This window comes from Acidisarcina polymorpha (genome assembly GCF_003330725.1).
GTDB lineage: Bacteria > Acidobacteriota > Terriglobia > Terriglobales > Acidobacteriaceae > Acidisarcina > Acidisarcina polymorpha.
This window is the reverse complement of sequence record NZ_CP030840.1, coordinates 47,093-61,906: the sequence shown is the minus strand read 5'-3', so window position 1 is coordinate 61,906 and position 14,814 is coordinate 47,093. Positions and strand designations below refer to the sequence as shown.

The following is a 14,814-nucleotide window of genomic DNA, read 5'->3' as shown; positions in this document are numbered from 1 at the left end:
GATGTCGATATTAGTGGTAGGCAGTGTTGCATTCGATAGCATTGAAACCCCGCATGGCCGCGTGGACCACGTCCTTGGCGGGGCGGCGACCTTCTTTTCCTTGGCGGCGAGCTACTTTACCGATGTTCGCGTTATAGGGGTAGTGGGAGAGGATTTCACTGACGAGAATGAAGCCGTGCTCACACGCCGCGGGGTGGACACGCGCGGCCTGGAACATGTCGAAGGAAAGAGCTTTCATTGGACCGGCTCCTATTTGAAGAATCTGAATGAAGCCCAAACTCTGAAGACGGAGTTGAACGTCTTCGAGACGTTTGCGCCCAAGATTCCGGCGGAGTATGCAGATAGCGACTATTTGTTTCTGGCCAACATCGATCCAGTCTTGCAGGCAGGCGTGCGCCGTCAGATGCCCAAGGTGAAGATGGTCTGCGGGGACACGATGAATTACTGGATCCACGACCACCGCGAGAACCTGAACAAGGTGCTGATAGGACTTGATGCTCTGCTGATCAATGACGGCGAGGCGAAGATGCTCGCCGGCGAGGACAACTTAATGCGCGCGGCCAACAAGATCCTAAGTACGGGGCCGAAGACGTTGATCATTAAACATGGCGAATACGGAGCGACCGCCTTCTTCAGCGAGCATTCGTTTGGGAGCCAGAACGGAAGCGGCAAACCTGGTTACACGTCCGTTCCATTCCGCGCCCCGGCGCTGCCGCTTGATGCAGTGGTCGATCCAACCGGTGCGGGAGATTCGTTTGCCGGAGGATTCTTTGGCTATCTCGCTTCGCAGCCTGAGGTGACTCCGGCGGTCTTTAAGCGCGCCATGTTCTATGGCGGGGTGATGGGTTCCTTTGCAGTGGAGAAATTCGGCACCGAACGGCTGCAGCAATTGAGCCGGGAAGAGATCGATCAGCGGTTCGCTCGCATTCGCGAGATATCGCACCTTGACTGAAGCTCTGGGAACGCGGGCCTTACTGCCGGAGAGGCAGCTGGGTGGTGAGACCCGCTTTGTCGGGCTGGTTGCCGCGATACTCGGAATCCTTGCATTTGCCTATTGCGCCCGCCATGACCTGCTATTGCTTTATGGGGATGCGGTCGCACATCTTCATATCGCCAGGCGGGTGACCGATTCACTGAACCCGGGTTTTCGGCAACTGGGCTCAGTGTGGCTTCCACTTCCGCATTTACTGCTGGTCCCTTTCGTCCTGCGGATGAGCTGGTGGCAGAGCGGCTTGTCGGGGGCCATTCCTTCCATCGGCTGTTACGTATTAGGCTGCGCCGGCATTTACCGCCTGGCGCGCATCTGGTTGAGCGCCGCTCCGGCTTCGGTGGCGGCGATTTTTTATGGCCTGAACCCAGGCTTGTTGTACATGCAGTCCACGGCCATGACCGAGCCGCTGTTTCTGGCGGAGATGATCTGGGCGACCCTGCTGATCGCCGAGTTCTGTATCGCCATGGGGGGGCGAGCGGGCGAGGACAGGAACGGCCTGTCCGCGTCGAAGTTATTGGTCGCTGCTGGGTTGGTGCTTGTGGCCGCGGTTTTTACCCGCTACGACGGATGGATCTTTGCCTCGTTCGCCTGGCTAGTGGTTGCGGCGGCGATGTTCCGCGGCCGCCAGTGGAGGAGCCGGGTAGGCGGGGCCTTTTTGTTGTTCACTGTGATGCTGGTGGCTTCGCCTCTGGCGTGGATGGCCTATAACGCGAGGCAGTTCGGCGATCCGCTGGACTTTCTGCGGGGACCTTATTCAGCGAAAGCCATTGAAGAGCGGACGACGCCGCCCGGCGCCTGGCATCATCCGGGATGGCATAGCATGCCGGTTTCGGCCTTGTACTTTCTCAAGGCGGCGGAGCTGGGTGCGGCGCCTCTTCATTTCGCCGACACCCTTCTCCTGCTTGCCATCGCCGGGACGGCCGCGGGGCTCGCTCGCTGGCGGCAGAAAAGCATAGCCGCGGCGATGCTGCTTTGGGTACCACTGCCTTTCTATGCCTACTCCGTCGCCTACGGATCGGTGCCGATCTTCATTCCGTTATGGTGGCCGCATTCCTGGTATAACACGCGATACGGGATGGAAATGCTGCCAGCATTCGCGCTGTTTGTCGCCATGCTGGTGGAGTGGTTGATTGGTATGGCACGGCGTAGTACCCCTCGCATCGCGCCTTGGATCCTGCCGGGAGTCTTGCTGGCGATTCTCTGGGACAGCGTGGCCCTGGCGAGGGCGACTCCCCTGGTACTGCAGGAAGCACTGGCAAATTCCGCCTCTCGGATTCCGTTCGAACAGGCACTGGCTCGGACCCTGCTTCCGCTTTCGCACCGGATCCGGGGGCCGATCCTGATGTATACATCGGAGCATATCGGCGCCTTGCAGAGGGCGGGAATTCCGCTAAGGCGCACCATTAACGAGGGCGATTATTATCAGTGGCCGGGGGCGCTGCAAGATCCTGCCAAGTCGGCTTCTCTGGTGGTGGCCATCGATGGAGACGCGGTCGCAAAAGCGGTGAAGGAGCATCCGGAAGGGCTGGTATTACTGACGCTTGTCTGCTCGACTGAACATCAGTGCGCCCGGGTCTATGCTTCGCAACGAGGATTGTCCTCTGGTGTGGGCCCACACTGAATTCACGAGAGCCGGCGGCGATACGGAGTGAACCGATATTCCGAAGCGGTGACGAACTATGACGATTCAGCAAAACGGACATATGCTGAGCTTCAGCAATCTGGAGCAGGTGACATTGACCAGCGGGGTGGCAGCGAGGTTGTTGATCGCGGCTCTTTTCGGCGGCCTCATCGGACTCGATCGCGAGCTTCATCAGAAGCCCTCCGGCATCCGGACGAATCTGCTGATCTGTTTCGCGGCGTCCCTGTTTACCTTTCTCTCCCCAATCATCGCGGGAGAAAATGGCTCGAACAAAGGTCAGATCGCTTCGAATATCGTTCAGGGGATCGGTTTCCTCGGTGCTGGACTCATTCTGCAGAATCGCTACCGAGTGAGTGGACTAACGAGCGCGGCGACAGTCTTTGCGGTGGCCTCGATCGGCATGGCGTGTGGTGCTGGACTCTACGCTCCCGCAACCCTGGCCACAGGAGTTGTGCTCGTGGCGCTGGAAGGCGTGGGCATGTTGGAAAAGAAATTCAACGTGAAGCTCTACTTGCGGATCTACGAGGTGCGGGGAAAGGACTCTTCAGAGATGGAGCGGGCGATCCTCAAGGCCATGGATCAGGAGGGCCGACACCTGGGTGATCTGGAGCGGAGTACCGTCGGCGGCCTGGTACGAGCGACTTTCACCGCCCAAGCGACGACCAAAGGTCACGCCACACTAAAAAAAATTCTAAAGGACTGCGCATGCATCGATGAGGTGCTGAGCTTCCATAGTTCTGAGGACGATTGAAGGCTGGAGGACAATTGATTCAATTTGTAAAGGCGCATGCTTGCGGGAATGACTTCCTGATTGTGGAGGCGCTGGCGGTTGAGGAAGTGGAGCACAAGGCGACTGCCGTGCGGTTGTGCGCCCGAAACACCGGTGTGGGAGCCGATGGGGTGGAGTACCTGAAGTGGACCGGACCGCGGTCCGGACGGATTCGACTGTTCAATGCAGATGGATCGGTGGCCGAGATCTCCGGCAATGGGACGCGCTGCGTGGCTGCGTGGATGGCGCGGGAGGCGCAGGCGAAGGTGAATGAGGTCTTCGCCATCGAGACGGACGCAGGGGTAAGAAGTTGCCGGGTGACTGGTATCGACGGGAACCGGTATGAGATGGCCAGTGATATGGGCGTGCCGGTGGTAACGGAGCGCCAAGTGGTGCTGGCGAGTGGAGCGGTGATTCACGGCGCTGTGGTGTCGATGGGGAATCCGCACTACGTGATCTTTGTTCGGGATGATGGTTTTTCAATCGATGGCGTGGGCTGGGCATCGATCGGGCGCGAAATTTGCTTTCATCCCGACTTTCCAGAGCAGACGAATGTGGAGGTTGTCCGGACAGTCAGTCAAGGGGAGATCGAGATAAGGATCTTCGAACGCGGCGTAGGGCCAACGACGTCTTCGGGTACGGGAACCTGTGCTGCGTCGGCTGCTTCGATTGCCCTTCGCGGGCTGGATTCCGCATTGTCAGTCACTGCTCCCGGGGGCGCTCAGGCGGTGAACTGGCGCGGAGGATCAGCGGAGATGACACTGACCGGACCGGCGGAGCTGATCTGCATTGGAGAGGCTTTTTGATGACCTCTTCCTGCTCGAATCCGTCGATGGTGAAACCTCCCCGGCTCCAGCCTGGGTCCCGGATCGCGGTAATCGCTCCGGCCAGTTCGGCAAAATCGGAGCGCATCGAGCTAGGCATGGAGGCCCTTCGCAAGCTTGGCTACGAAGCAGTGGAGGGACGGCATCTCCGCGGCCGTTCGCCTCAGTACTTTTCGGGAACAGTCCAGGAGCGGCTGGAGGACCTTCACCATGCATTCGGCGACGCTTCAATCGCTGCGATAATTTGTAGCCGCGGCGGTTACGGATCCAATTACTTACTGGAAAATATCGATCTGTCCTTGATCAGCAAGAACCCCAAGCCCTGGTTCGGGTACAGCGATATGACCGTTTTGCAAAATCTGCTGCTCGATCGGACGGGTCTGGTGTCCTTTCACGGTCCGATGGTTGCGGCCGATTTTTGCCGTGAGGATGGAGTTCATCGGCCAAGTTTTGACGCGGCGGTTGCGGGTGGCGCCACTTCAGTGGGAAGTGCCGAGGGGTTGAGGGCGCTGCGTCCGGGGCATGCTTCGGGAACCCTCTACGGCGGATGCTTGAGCATGATTGTTTCTGCGCTCGGCACTCCCTTTGCGGCGGAGACGGAAGGCAAGCTGCTCTTCCTTGAAGACATCGGGGTGAAGCCTTATCAGGTCGACCGAATGCTGCGGCAATTGATTCTAGCGGGGAAACTGGATGGCGTGAGTGGGATCATCTTTGGTGAGATGCTGGATTGCGCGTCACCAGGGGCCGATCCGGACTTGCTGGAGGCGATGATCCTGCGGGTGCTGGACTGGTTTGAGGGGCCGATTGCGATCGGTTTGCGGTCCGGACATGTGTCGAGAGACAATGTGACGCTGCCATTTGGCATCCAAGCGGAGCTGAAGTTGAGTGTAGATGCGGGAGAGGATAAGCCGATGCTGCGGTTTCTCGAACCGGCGGTACGGAATTGAGCGAAATGCAAGCGGCAAAACATATTCATCTCATTGGTATTTGCGGTACAGCCATGGCGTCACTGGCGGGGATGCTGCAGCTGAAGGGGTATCGAGTGACGGGATCCGACATGGCCGCTTATCCGCCGATGTCCGACTTCCTGCGCGAGCTTGGCATCGCGGTCGCGGAGCCTTTTTCGCAGAAGAACCTTGAGCCTGCTCCTGATCTGGTGATCGTCGGCAACGCCCTGTCGCGAGGGAATGCAGAGGTCGAATATGTCCTGGACCGGCGGCTTCCATTTACTTCGATGGCAGCGATTACTCATGACGAGTTTATCGCCGGCCACGAGTCGCTGGTCGTGGCAGGGACCCACGGAAAAACGACGACGACCAGCATGCTGGCCTGGATCTATGAAGTTGCTTCGCGGCGGCGGGCTGAGCTTGTTCCCTCATTTCTGATCGGCGGCATTGCGGAGAACTTCGGATCGAGCTTTCAGTTGCGGAATGGGCGAATCTTCATTATTGAAGGAGATGAGTACGACACTGCATTCTTCGACAAAGGGCCGAAGTTCATGCACTACTTTCCGGACGCGCTGATCCTCACCCATGTCGAGTTCGACCACGCGGATATCTACCGCGATCTGGAGGCAGTCCAGACGGCTTTCAAGAGGCTCGTAAATCTGGTTCCCGGGCGCGGAAGAATTGTGGCTTTCGATGGAACCAAGAATGTAACGGAGTGTGTGGCAAATGCCTTTTGTCCGGTGGAGCGTTACGGCTTCATGGCTGGCTCCTATTGGCAGTTGAAGGATTTGGTTCAGAGAGAGGGGCACACAACCTGGAGCGTACTTCGCGGGGGTGAGGCGTGGGGTTCATTCACGTTGCCGATGGCGGGCGAACATAATGCTTTGAATGCGACGGCAGCAGCGGCGCTGGCCTTTGGACAAGGCGTTGAATTAGCCGCGATTGAAGAGGCCTTGCGGACCTTCGCCAGCGTCAAGCGGCGGCTCGAGGTGAAGGACGTCATCGATGGAGTGACAATTGTCGATGACTTCGCTCATCATCCGACCGCGATCCGTGAAACGCTGCGGGCCTTGCGGGCTTCTTACGCAGGCGCGCGTCTGTGGGTCGTGCTCGAGCCACGCTCGAATACGCTCCGGCGGAACGTCTTCGAACGCGAGCTAGTGGAGGCGCTCGGGCTGGCGGACGAGATCATCCTGGCTGGAGTGTTCAAGCAGGAGAGCATTCCGGAAAAGGAAAGGCTACATCCTGAAGCAATCCTGCGCGGCTTACAAGAGGCGGGCCATCGCGCCGAGCTGCACGCAAGCGCCAATGAGATCGTCGACGCGATAGCACCCCGATTGAAAAAAGGCGACGTCGTGGCGATATTGTCGAACGGGGGCTTTGACGGGATTTACGAGAAGCTCCCTTCCCGCCTGAAAGAGGCAATGCGCGTCGCGCCATGATCTCTTCGCTTACGCTGTTGCTCACCTACATTGTCCTCGCGATTCCAGCCGCGGTGGTGGGGATTCCGTGGACGCTGATCACCGGGAACATCTCGTTGCTCTATCGCTGGTCGATGTGGATCGTGCGGACCGGCGTTCGACTGGCGCGTATTCGGGTCGAAGTCACCGGCAGGGAACTGGTTCCCGCGCACACCGCTTGTATCTTCATGTCCAACCATGTCTCGAATCTCGATCCCCCCATCCTGTTGCCCTTGATTCCTGGCCGCACTTCAGTCTTTTTGAAACGATCGTTAATGAAGATCCCGGTGCTCGGCTACGGCATGAAGCTAGGAGATTTCATTCCTGTCGACCGCGACGGCAGGTTGGAGAGTGCAAAGGAGAGTGTGCGTTTCGGAGCTCGAGTGCTGGCTTCGGGCGTGCATGTGATGACTTTTGTCGAAGGCACCCGATCGCGCACCGGCAAGATGCTGCCATTCAAGAAGGGGCCCTTTTACCTGGCAATCGAGTCGGGCGCGCCGGTCGTTCCAATTTCGATCTGGGGCACAGAAGGAATGATGAAAAAGGGCGGTTTGACGATCACGCCGGGGGTGGCCCATGTGCGGTTCCATGCTCCGTTGTGGCCCAAAGATTTCACGAGCCGAGAGAACTTACTGGCGGCGGTGCGGCAGGCGATGGCTTCGGGATTGCCGGAGTGGATGCGGAGTGAAGAGCTGGTTTCGTCGGCGTCGAAACGTTAAGCGGCGTAAGCGTTCGATTTATTTGATGAAGGCGTTGTATCCCGCGCTGGAGAGTTTTTGACGCATGGCCTTCGCTTCTTCCCGGCTGCTGAAGGGGCCTACCTGGACATGGAAAAGCTTGTCCAGGGACTCGGCGCGGACAGCCGGAGTGAAGCCGTTCTTGCGCAATGCGGAGGCGAGGGCTTCGGCATCGGGGACATTTCGAACCGCGGCGATCTGCACCATGATGCCGCCGCCGGGCGCCGTGGAACGGGCCTGGTTGTCTTTCTCGGGAGCCACTCCAGGGGCGGAGTTATGAATGGTCCTGGCAGAGGCCATGCTGGCTGTCGAGGGCGGTGCTGCCGGAACGAACGCATGGGGTGGTTCGGAGGCATCGGAGTCTTCAGCCGGCGCGGTTTTTGCGGTGGAGGCGGCTGAGTTCGTGGGGATGACGACCCGCGACGTTTCCCCGGATTGATCCGAAATCTCAGCTGACGGCTTCGGTGCGACCGGCAGCGGCTTGGCTGGCACGTAGAGGGGCTCAGACGATACGTAGGCTCCTGGAGCTCGATGGCCCATCATGTAACCGAATCCAAAGAAGACCCCACAGACCAGGGCAAGGCCAAAGAAGATGCCGATAAGAGAGCCAAGACCCAGGTTGAAATCCGCTTCGTTGCCGGGAAATGCCTCCTGCTCAAACATGTGGGCTGTTCTCATGCATGCTCCTCAGGGATCACGATGGGCGTGATGTCGGCCGCCGCCGCACGATTGATCGATTTATTGAACAGGGTCAGCAGTTCAAGCGGAAGCGGAAAGACGATGGTGGTGTTTTTCTCAATTCCAATTTCGGCCAATGTTTGCAGATAGCGGAGCTGCAGGGTCATGGGTTGGGTGGCCATCAGCGCGGCAGCGTCGACCAGCGTCTGGGCCGCATTGAACTCGCCTTCGGCGTGGATGATCTTCGAGCGTTTATCGCGTTCGGCCTCGGCCTGCTTGGCCATCGCGCGCAGCATCGATTCAGGAAGGTCAACCTGCTTGACCTCGACGCTCACCACTTTGACTCCCCAGGGCTCCGTGCGCTGGTCGATGATGGTTTGGATCCGCTGATTGAGCTGGTCACGATGGGAGAGTAGACCATCAAGTTCGACTTCGCCGAGGACCGAGCGCAAGGTGGTCTGCGCGAACTGCGAAGTCTGGTAGACGTAGTTGGCGACTTCGATGACGGCGCGAATAGGATCGAGCACGCGCAAGGTGATGACGGCGTTGACCTTGAGGGTGACGTTGTCGCGGGTGATGACGTCTTGAGGTGGAACTTCGAGGACTTCCTGGCGCAGGGAAACACGCACAATCTGATCGAGCGGACGTAGAACGAAGACAATGCCGGGGCCCTTGGCGGGGACTTGAACTTTACCCAGACGAAAGACCACCCCGCGTTCGTATTCCCGCAAGATATTGATCGAGCTGATCAGGTACAGCACGACGATCACAACGAAGACAAGTGCGGGAATACTGCCCATGGTAGAGCCTTCCTAAAGGTATGTTATAGCGATCCACTAAGTTGTTCCGCTGCTAGTTAGGCCGGAAGCTCCACTGGGAATCCGATCTACTAACAGGGTAAGGTCGCGAACGGCACGGACTTTGACCGGTTCGCCAGGAGCGATGGGTAGGGGAGATTCGGCTTGCCAGAGTTCGCCATGGACGAGGACCTGGCCGGACGGTGAGAGCGGCTGCTGGGCAATGGCGGTGAGGCCGATGAGAGCATCGACGCCCATGACGGATTTATTGCGGCGAGCGCGAATGGCGATGCGGACGAGGAAAAGGGTGATAAGTCCGAAGGCTATCCCGGCGGCGGTGGCAGTGGCGACGTGGACTCGGAGTTCAGGAATGGGGCCGTCGACGAGGGTGAGCAAGCCGAAGACGAGACAGAGCGTACCCGCGGTGGCGAGCACGCCATGGCTGGCGAATTTTGCTTCGAGTACCAGCAGGATGAGCGCCGCGACGACCAGCGCGACCGCGGTGTAACGAACCGGCAGCAGATTCAGCGAGAAGAGCGAGATGCAGACGAGCAGGGTGCCGAGTGCGCCGGGGATAATGGTTCCAGGCACATTGAACTCTAGATAAATCAACAAACCGCCCGCGATGAGGAAGAGGACGGCCAGGTTAGGATTGGTGAGCTTGTCGAGGAGCTGCTCGCGGGTGGTTGGATCGATGACGACGAGTTCCGCTCCCTTGGTGTGCAGCGTCTTGGTAACGCCGCTGAAGCGGGTCACTGTTTTGCCGTCGATCGAATCGAGCAGCCCGCGTTCGCTAGAGTCGACAAGAGTGATTAGGTTCAGCTTGAGGGCTTCCTGTTCAGTGTAGGACTTGGAATTGAGAACGGCATCTTCGGCGGCGGCAGTATTACGGTTGCGGCGGGCAACGAAGGAGCGCAAAAACGCAGTGGTATCGTTTTCCAGCTTCTGCTTCATGATGGGGTCGAGCTGACCGCCCTCGATGACGGGATGGGAGGCGCCGGCGTTGGTGCCGGGCGCCATCGCGGCAATGTCGGCGGCTTCGAGCAGGAAGAAGCCAGCCGAGCCGGCGCGGCTTCCCGAAGGAGCAACATAAACGATGACCGGGGTGGGCGAATCCAGGATTTGACGAACCATCTCGCGGGTGGTGTCGAGCAAGCCCCCCGGGGTATTGAGTTCGATGAGGATGGCTTCTGCGCGACGATCTTCAGCCTCTTTGAGGCCGCGGGTCAGATATTCATCACTGACGGGCTGGATAGTGTCATTCAAGTGGAGAACCACGACTTGGGGGGCAGCGGCCTTGCAGAAGGGGGCAAAAAGGGCGGCGGCGAGCGAGACAAGCAAAGCACTGCGCAGAATGAGGAGGGTGGCGAAGGCGCGGCTTTTGCTGCAATTTCTCACGGCACCTGCTGACCCCTCGATTGTAGCGCTTGCCGCAAGCCAAGGGCGGCAGCGTTCCTGGGTTCGAGCTTGAGCGCCTGACTGACTTCGCCGGCAGCGGAGGAGAGTTGATTGGCCTGGAGGTCGAGCCGGGCGAGCACAAGGTGCGCGTCGACATTCGGCTTTAACTGGAGTGATTGCTGTGCCTGTAGGCGGGCCCCGTCGCTGTCCCCGCTACGCTCACGGATCTGAGCGAGGCCGGCGTGGGCGGCCTCGTTGGTGGAATCCGCTTGGAGTGCGTCTTGAAACTGGCGCTCCGCCTCGAGGAGAAGGCCGTTGTTCAAGTAGCGAACGCCGGTCGACGCAAAGGCGGCGGCCCGTGCAGCGGGCGGGAGGGTCTCCAGCTTCATTGCCTGCATCTGATCGATTTCGTAAGCGGCCTGGCGAAATGCGGACTCATTGTAATTGCGCTTGATACGCTCGAGCGGTCCGGCGGAGTTGCTGTCTGCGGCTCCTGTCGCGAGCGAGGCATTTGTCTTTGCGGCGCCACCGGAGGCCGCGCCCTGAAGAGTCACAAGCAGTGCCTGGGCCTCCGAATCCTGGGGGCGGAGCTTGAGGCACTCGCCTACCTCGCGCATAGCTCCAGGAATATCGTTGCGGCGGCGGAGCGCAAGGGCGAGGTTGAAGTGATAGTCGGGATCCTTAGGATCACTGTCGATCGCCCGCTGAAAAAGCGGGGCAGCATCCTGGTTGCGCCGGCTGGCGGCGACTCCCTGGTTGTTGATGACCTCGGAGAGCGGGAGTTGGGTGGCGACGAAGCCGAAGGCCTCTTCCGCCCTGGGATAGTTGCCGGTGTAGAAGGAGGCGAGTCCGCGATCAAAGGCAGCGTGCAGGGCTCCAGGATCGGTCCTCGGCACCTTGTCGAGCGCTGCCGCTGCGAGTTCAAATTGCTGGTTGATGAAGTAGAGCTTTCCTAGTGCAAGCCACGCCTGGGCGTAGGTGGGATCAAGCCGCACCGCTTCTTGCAAGTGCTTTATTCGTTCTGCCGGAGCGTCCTCGACCAGACCGCGAATGTAGTTCTCAAAGGCGCTGAGCGGAAGTTTCGCGTCGGCGGCCACAAACGTCTGTTCGGCCACCGAATAGGCGGGATCGATTTGCCGAACCAGGCGCCACGCAAGGCTATTGATGCCGTCGAGCAAGCGTGGCAGGTCGACCTGCTCCTCGACCGGTGGATTGAGCTTGAGTGAGGTGATGTCGAGGATGCGAGCATTGATGGTGATCCGCTTGCCGTCGCTGCTATAAGAACCAATGATGACCGAATCGGCATCGAGATTCTGGGCGAGACGAATGGTGCTGGCGCGGGAGGGGCGGAAGTTCGGCGGAAGTCCGAGATGGTCGAGAGCGTAAAGGCGATCTTCGCGAGAAATGGCAAGGAAGCCAGCGGAGTCCAAGCGGCGGTTCATCACTTCCGGCATCGACTCGCTCATCCAATCGACATTCGGCTGCGTGGAGTGGTTTTCGAAAGGGAGTACCAGGATTAAGTGCCCACGCGGAGAGGGATCGGCAGCGAGGGCTTCAGCCGAGGCGGCCGGCTGTTGTGCTGGCGTGTACAAAGGTATTCCGAGTGCCGTTGCGAGAGCGAGCAGGCGAAAGCATGCGGGTAGTTTCACTTCTCCCGATTATAGTTCGCCCAGCTGGGTCGAACGACGCTGAGCACCACTCGAGTTGACTCCGCTTTCATTGCGATAGCTACGCTCGTCCGCCGAACTCACCGGTTTCGGTCGAAACCTTGATTTTCTCTCCTTCTTTGATGAAGAAGGGTACGCGAATCTCGATGCCGGTGTTGAGTTTTGCTGGTTTCGTGACTGCACCGCTGGCGGTGTCGCCGCGCACTCCCGGTTCAGTATAGGCGACGGTCAATTCCACGTGGGTTGGCAGCTGTAGTCCGATCGGGTTGCCGTTGTATTTATCGATCTGAATGATGGTGCCTTCAATGAGGAAATCAAGAGCTCGACCCACCATATCGTCGGTGAGCGCGAGGGTCTCGAAGCTTTCTTGATCGAGAAAGTAGGAGCCGTCGCCATCGCTGTAGAGGTAGGTCGCTTCAACGGTCTGAAGGTCAGGCTCTTTGAACTTGTCGCTCGCCTTGAAGGTTTTGTCGAAGACTGCGTGGGTGAGCATGTTGCGCATCTTCAAGCGGACGAGTGTCTGACCGCCTCTCGCCGTAGGAGTGGAGATGTCCGACTCCAGGCAATAAAAAGGAGCATCTTCGTACTCGAAAAACATCTTGCGCTTGATGTCGATGGCGTCGATGAGTGCTGCCATATTTTCCTTTAGGGCTCGTAGAGTAGCAGATTTCTGGTAGGAATTAATGCGGCCCAGTGCTTCAGTGCAACATGAACTTCCTTAAGGATATCAGGGGGCAGCGCTGATGGAGCGGGTTCCGTCGAACGTGATCAGGTGCACCGGGCCGGTCACCTCTCCGGCAATGCTGCCAATTGCGGACGGTCGAAGTGGAGCACCGCTGCCCATTGTCCGTGACGCTCACCTTCCCATACAACCCGGCCATCGAGTTCCTCGGCGATAGCAATGGGCGTCAGGTCATGGTGGAAGCCAAAAAAGCGGGCATCGAGAGCTTCGCTTTTAGGACCAAGGCTGAAGGGCAAATTTGGCGGGTCGTATTTCGTCGAAAACGCCAAGGCTACGGAGTAGGAATCGGTGATCTGCGTCGCTCGCTGAATCTCGGGAGGAGAAAAGTCTTCGATCTTGATTACCGCTACGGGCCGGCGCACATAGCCGAGTTCGGGCTTGGAGAGTTCGTCGGTGGCCGGCCAGGCGGTGAGCACGGTGGCATTTGGATATTGACGAACGATGCGTCCGATCGCCTGTTGATGCAGACGAATAACATCGGCATAAGCAAGGTTGTCTTCGGGGGCGAAGCGATAGGGCGGGTTGAGTCTAAATCCGGCAAAAAAGGCGACAGCGGTGAGCAGAGCGAGCGCCGGCCAATAGCGAACCCGGCGCCTCCAGGTGTTAACGCAGAGCAAGACCATCAGGGGATAGAGGGGCAGCAGATAGCGAGTGAGCAACGCGCCGCCGAGGACCGAGAACAGTAGTAGGTTGGTGGATATGATGGCGTAAATTTTCGCCTGCGCATCGAACGGAACGCGGGGACGGAGAGGTCCCGACTCCTCGGGCAAGGCAGGCAGGATCATCGCCGCGAACATGCAGAGTACGGGAACGAAGAGGTTCATGTAGACCGTGATGTGCAGGATTCGATGGCCCAGGGCAAGTAATACCCGCATCGGCGTGAGGGTCGCGGTAGCGTTGTAGCGCAGGTACTCGGGATTGCCGAAGACGAAGCCTGTCTTATGCGAGTGATAGACATACCAGAGAGCCAGGGGCAACGCGGGCACGATGAGTAGAAGCGCTTTGAGTCGAAGCGTAAGTGGATTCGACGTGGCACGAATACTTCGAGTCTTGAGGGAGACAGCAAGCTCAAAGAGTAGCAACGAGAGTGGGACGGCGATGGCCGTCTCTTTGCACAGCGCGGCGATCGAGAAAAGCACAGCTGCGGTGACATATTGGCGAAATCCTCCTTGAAAGACAAAGGAAAGCGCCCAGAGTGTAGCGGCTGCGGCGAAGACATCTGCATGCGCCAAGGTGCTTTGCGCAAACCAGACCGGGTAGAGAGCAGTCAATATTGCGGTGGTCGCCGCAACATCGACTCGTCCGGTGAGAACGAGGGCGATGCGATAGCAGGCCAGCAAAGCGAGTGCCGCGATCAAACACATGGCCGTCCGGGTGACCGACGGCACCATCCCGCCCAGCTTCCACCAGAATGCGAGATAAATAGAGGGTAGCGGCGGATGAGCGTTCGAGAGTGTTGTGCTGGGGATGAGCGATCCGGTACGAAAGAAATCGTAGGCGGCGGGAATGTAGTACCCGGCTTCGTCCCAATAATACGGAAGACGCAGCAAGGTGATGTGAGTGAGATAAACGCCAACGAAAAAGAGTGGCAGGAGCATCCACAGCGCCACAGGACGATCACGGCGAACACCCAGAATGCCAGGAGAGCGAAGCTGCGGGATGGGCTCTGATTTCATGGCCAGGATCGGGCGACGCTTCTGGTGGTTTCTGGGGAGGCAATTAGCGATCTTACTGCCTGGCAGAGCAACCAATTTGGCTCTAGTTCACCGGGCCAGTGGGGAGTTGCGGAGGTTGCGGCTCGAGGGCTATGTTGCCAAAGGTCTGCTGGTATTGTGCGAGATTCTGACCGAGGATATTCCAGAATGCTTTGGCCTGCTGCGGGCTGAGATAAATGCCCTGAGAGTTCTCTATATTCACCTCTTCCGGAGTCTCCCGGCGGAGGGTTCCAAAGGTGAGATGAAAATCCCACATGCTGACCCGGATCTGGACACTGTTGGCGTACGTGTCGCGATAATCCGGAGCGTTGGTGAGAGTGACCTTGGGATGAGAAGGGGACGGGGGTTGACTTGAGCTCATGCTCACAGGGTATTTCATTTGGCGCAGAAATACAGCCCGCCTCGGAATTCCTTCAGCAAACTGACTCGTGCGGGATCAAGGGCTCT

14 protein-coding genes are annotated in these 14,814 nt (G+C 58.7%); 7 read left to right on the top strand and 7 right to left on the bottom strand.

The features are described 5' to 3' along the window. Nucleotide 1 precedes the first annotated feature (1 nt). Genes ACPOL_RS00330 through ACPOL_RS00300 form a run of 7 tightly spaced genes read left to right on the top strand, consistent with a single transcriptional unit; the run spans nt 2 to nt 7,352 of the window. Complete coding sequence (locus ACPOL_RS00330) at nt 2–952, top strand: PfkB family carbohydrate kinase (protein WP_114205289.1); 951 nt, start codon at nt 2–4, stop codon at nt 950–952. Then, on the top strand, nt 945–2,612 hold the full coding sequence (locus tag ACPOL_RS00325) for a hypothetical protein (protein ID WP_114205288.1): 1,668 nt from the start codon (nt 945–947) through the stop codon (nt 2,610–2,612). The genes ACPOL_RS00330 and ACPOL_RS00325 overlap by 8 nt, the downstream gene beginning before the upstream one ends. A 58-nt stretch (nt 2,613–2,670) precedes the next feature. Then, complete coding sequence (locus ACPOL_RS00320; RefSeq protein WP_114205287.1) at nt 2,671–3,384, top strand: MgtC/SapB family protein; 714 nt, start codon at nt 2,671–2,673, stop codon at nt 3,382–3,384. Nucleotides 3,385–3,398: 14 nt separating this feature from the next. Beyond that, nucleotides 3,399–4,208, top strand: a complete 810-nt coding sequence (dapF, locus tag ACPOL_RS00315; RefSeq protein ID WP_114210522.1) for a diaminopimelate epimerase — start codon at nt 3,399–3,401, stop codon at nt 4,206–4,208. Further along, nucleotides 4,208–5,173, top strand: coding sequence for a S66 peptidase family protein (locus tag ACPOL_RS00310; protein WP_236657138.1), 966 nt, complete (start codon nt 4,208–4,210; stop codon nt 5,171–5,173). Before dapF ends, ACPOL_RS00310 begins: the two co-directional genes overlap by 1 nt. Nucleotides 5,174–5,178: 5 nt before the next feature. Next, a complete protein-coding gene (gene mpl / locus ACPOL_RS00305; RefSeq protein WP_114205286.1) occupies nt 5,179–6,615 on the top strand; it encodes a UDP-N-acetylmuramate:L-alanyl-gamma-D-glutamyl-meso-diaminopimelate ligase in 1,437 nt (478 codons plus the stop codon). Next, nucleotides 6,612–7,352, top strand: a complete 741-nt coding sequence (locus ACPOL_RS00300; protein ID WP_236657137.1) for a lysophospholipid acyltransferase family protein — start codon at nt 6,612–6,614, stop codon at nt 7,350–7,352. The genes mpl and ACPOL_RS00300 overlap by 4 nt, the downstream gene beginning before the upstream one ends. Before the next feature lie 18 nt (nt 7,353–7,370). Here the strand turns inward: ACPOL_RS00300 and ACPOL_RS00295 are convergent, their stop codons facing one another. From ACPOL_RS00295 to ACPOL_RS00265, 7 genes are all read right to left on the bottom strand, one after another. Then, a complete protein-coding gene (locus ACPOL_RS00295; RefSeq protein ID WP_114205285.1) occupies nt 7,371–8,048 on the bottom strand; it encodes an SPOR domain-containing protein in 678 nt (225 codons plus the stop codon). Then, complete coding sequence (locus ACPOL_RS00290; RefSeq protein WP_114205284.1) at nt 8,045–8,848, bottom strand: slipin family protein; 804 nt, start codon at nt 8,846–8,848, stop codon at nt 8,045–8,047. The genes ACPOL_RS00295 and ACPOL_RS00290 overlap by 4 nt, the downstream gene beginning before the upstream one ends. A 36-nt stretch (nt 8,849–8,884) precedes the next feature. Then, nucleotides 8,885–10,243 (bottom strand): NfeD family protein, encoded by a 1,359-nt coding sequence (locus ACPOL_RS00285; protein ID WP_236657136.1) that lies wholly within the window; start codon nt 10,241–10,243, stop codon nt 8,885–8,887. Continuing rightward, nucleotides 10,240–11,892 carry a tetratricopeptide repeat protein gene (locus tag ACPOL_RS00280; RefSeq protein ID WP_150132853.1) on the bottom strand — a complete coding sequence of 551 codons (1,653 nt, stop codon included), beginning with the start codon at nt 11,890–11,892 and terminating at the stop codon, nt 10,240–10,242. The genes ACPOL_RS00285 and ACPOL_RS00280 overlap by 4 nt, the downstream gene beginning before the upstream one ends. Nucleotides 11,893–11,971: 79 nt before the next feature. Continuing rightward, the gene (efp, locus tag ACPOL_RS00275; RefSeq protein WP_114205282.1) at nt 11,972–12,547 is read right to left on the bottom strand and encodes an elongation factor P; all 576 of its coding nucleotides are present in this window, start codon (nt 12,545–12,547) and stop codon (nt 11,972–11,974) included. A 149-nt stretch (nt 12,548–12,696) separates the two neighbouring features. Next, nucleotides 12,697–14,328: a glycosyltransferase family 39 protein gene (locus tag ACPOL_RS00270; RefSeq protein ID WP_236657135.1), complete on the bottom strand. Its 1,632-nt coding sequence runs from the start codon at nt 14,326–14,328 to the stop codon at nt 12,697–12,699. 82 nt (nt 14,329–14,410) lie between these two features. Beyond that, nucleotides 14,411–14,728 (bottom strand): DUF3467 domain-containing protein, encoded by a 318-nt coding sequence (locus tag ACPOL_RS00265; protein WP_114210517.1) that lies wholly within the window; start codon nt 14,726–14,728, stop codon nt 14,411–14,413. Between the last annotated feature and the right edge of the window lie 86 nt (nt 14,729–14,814).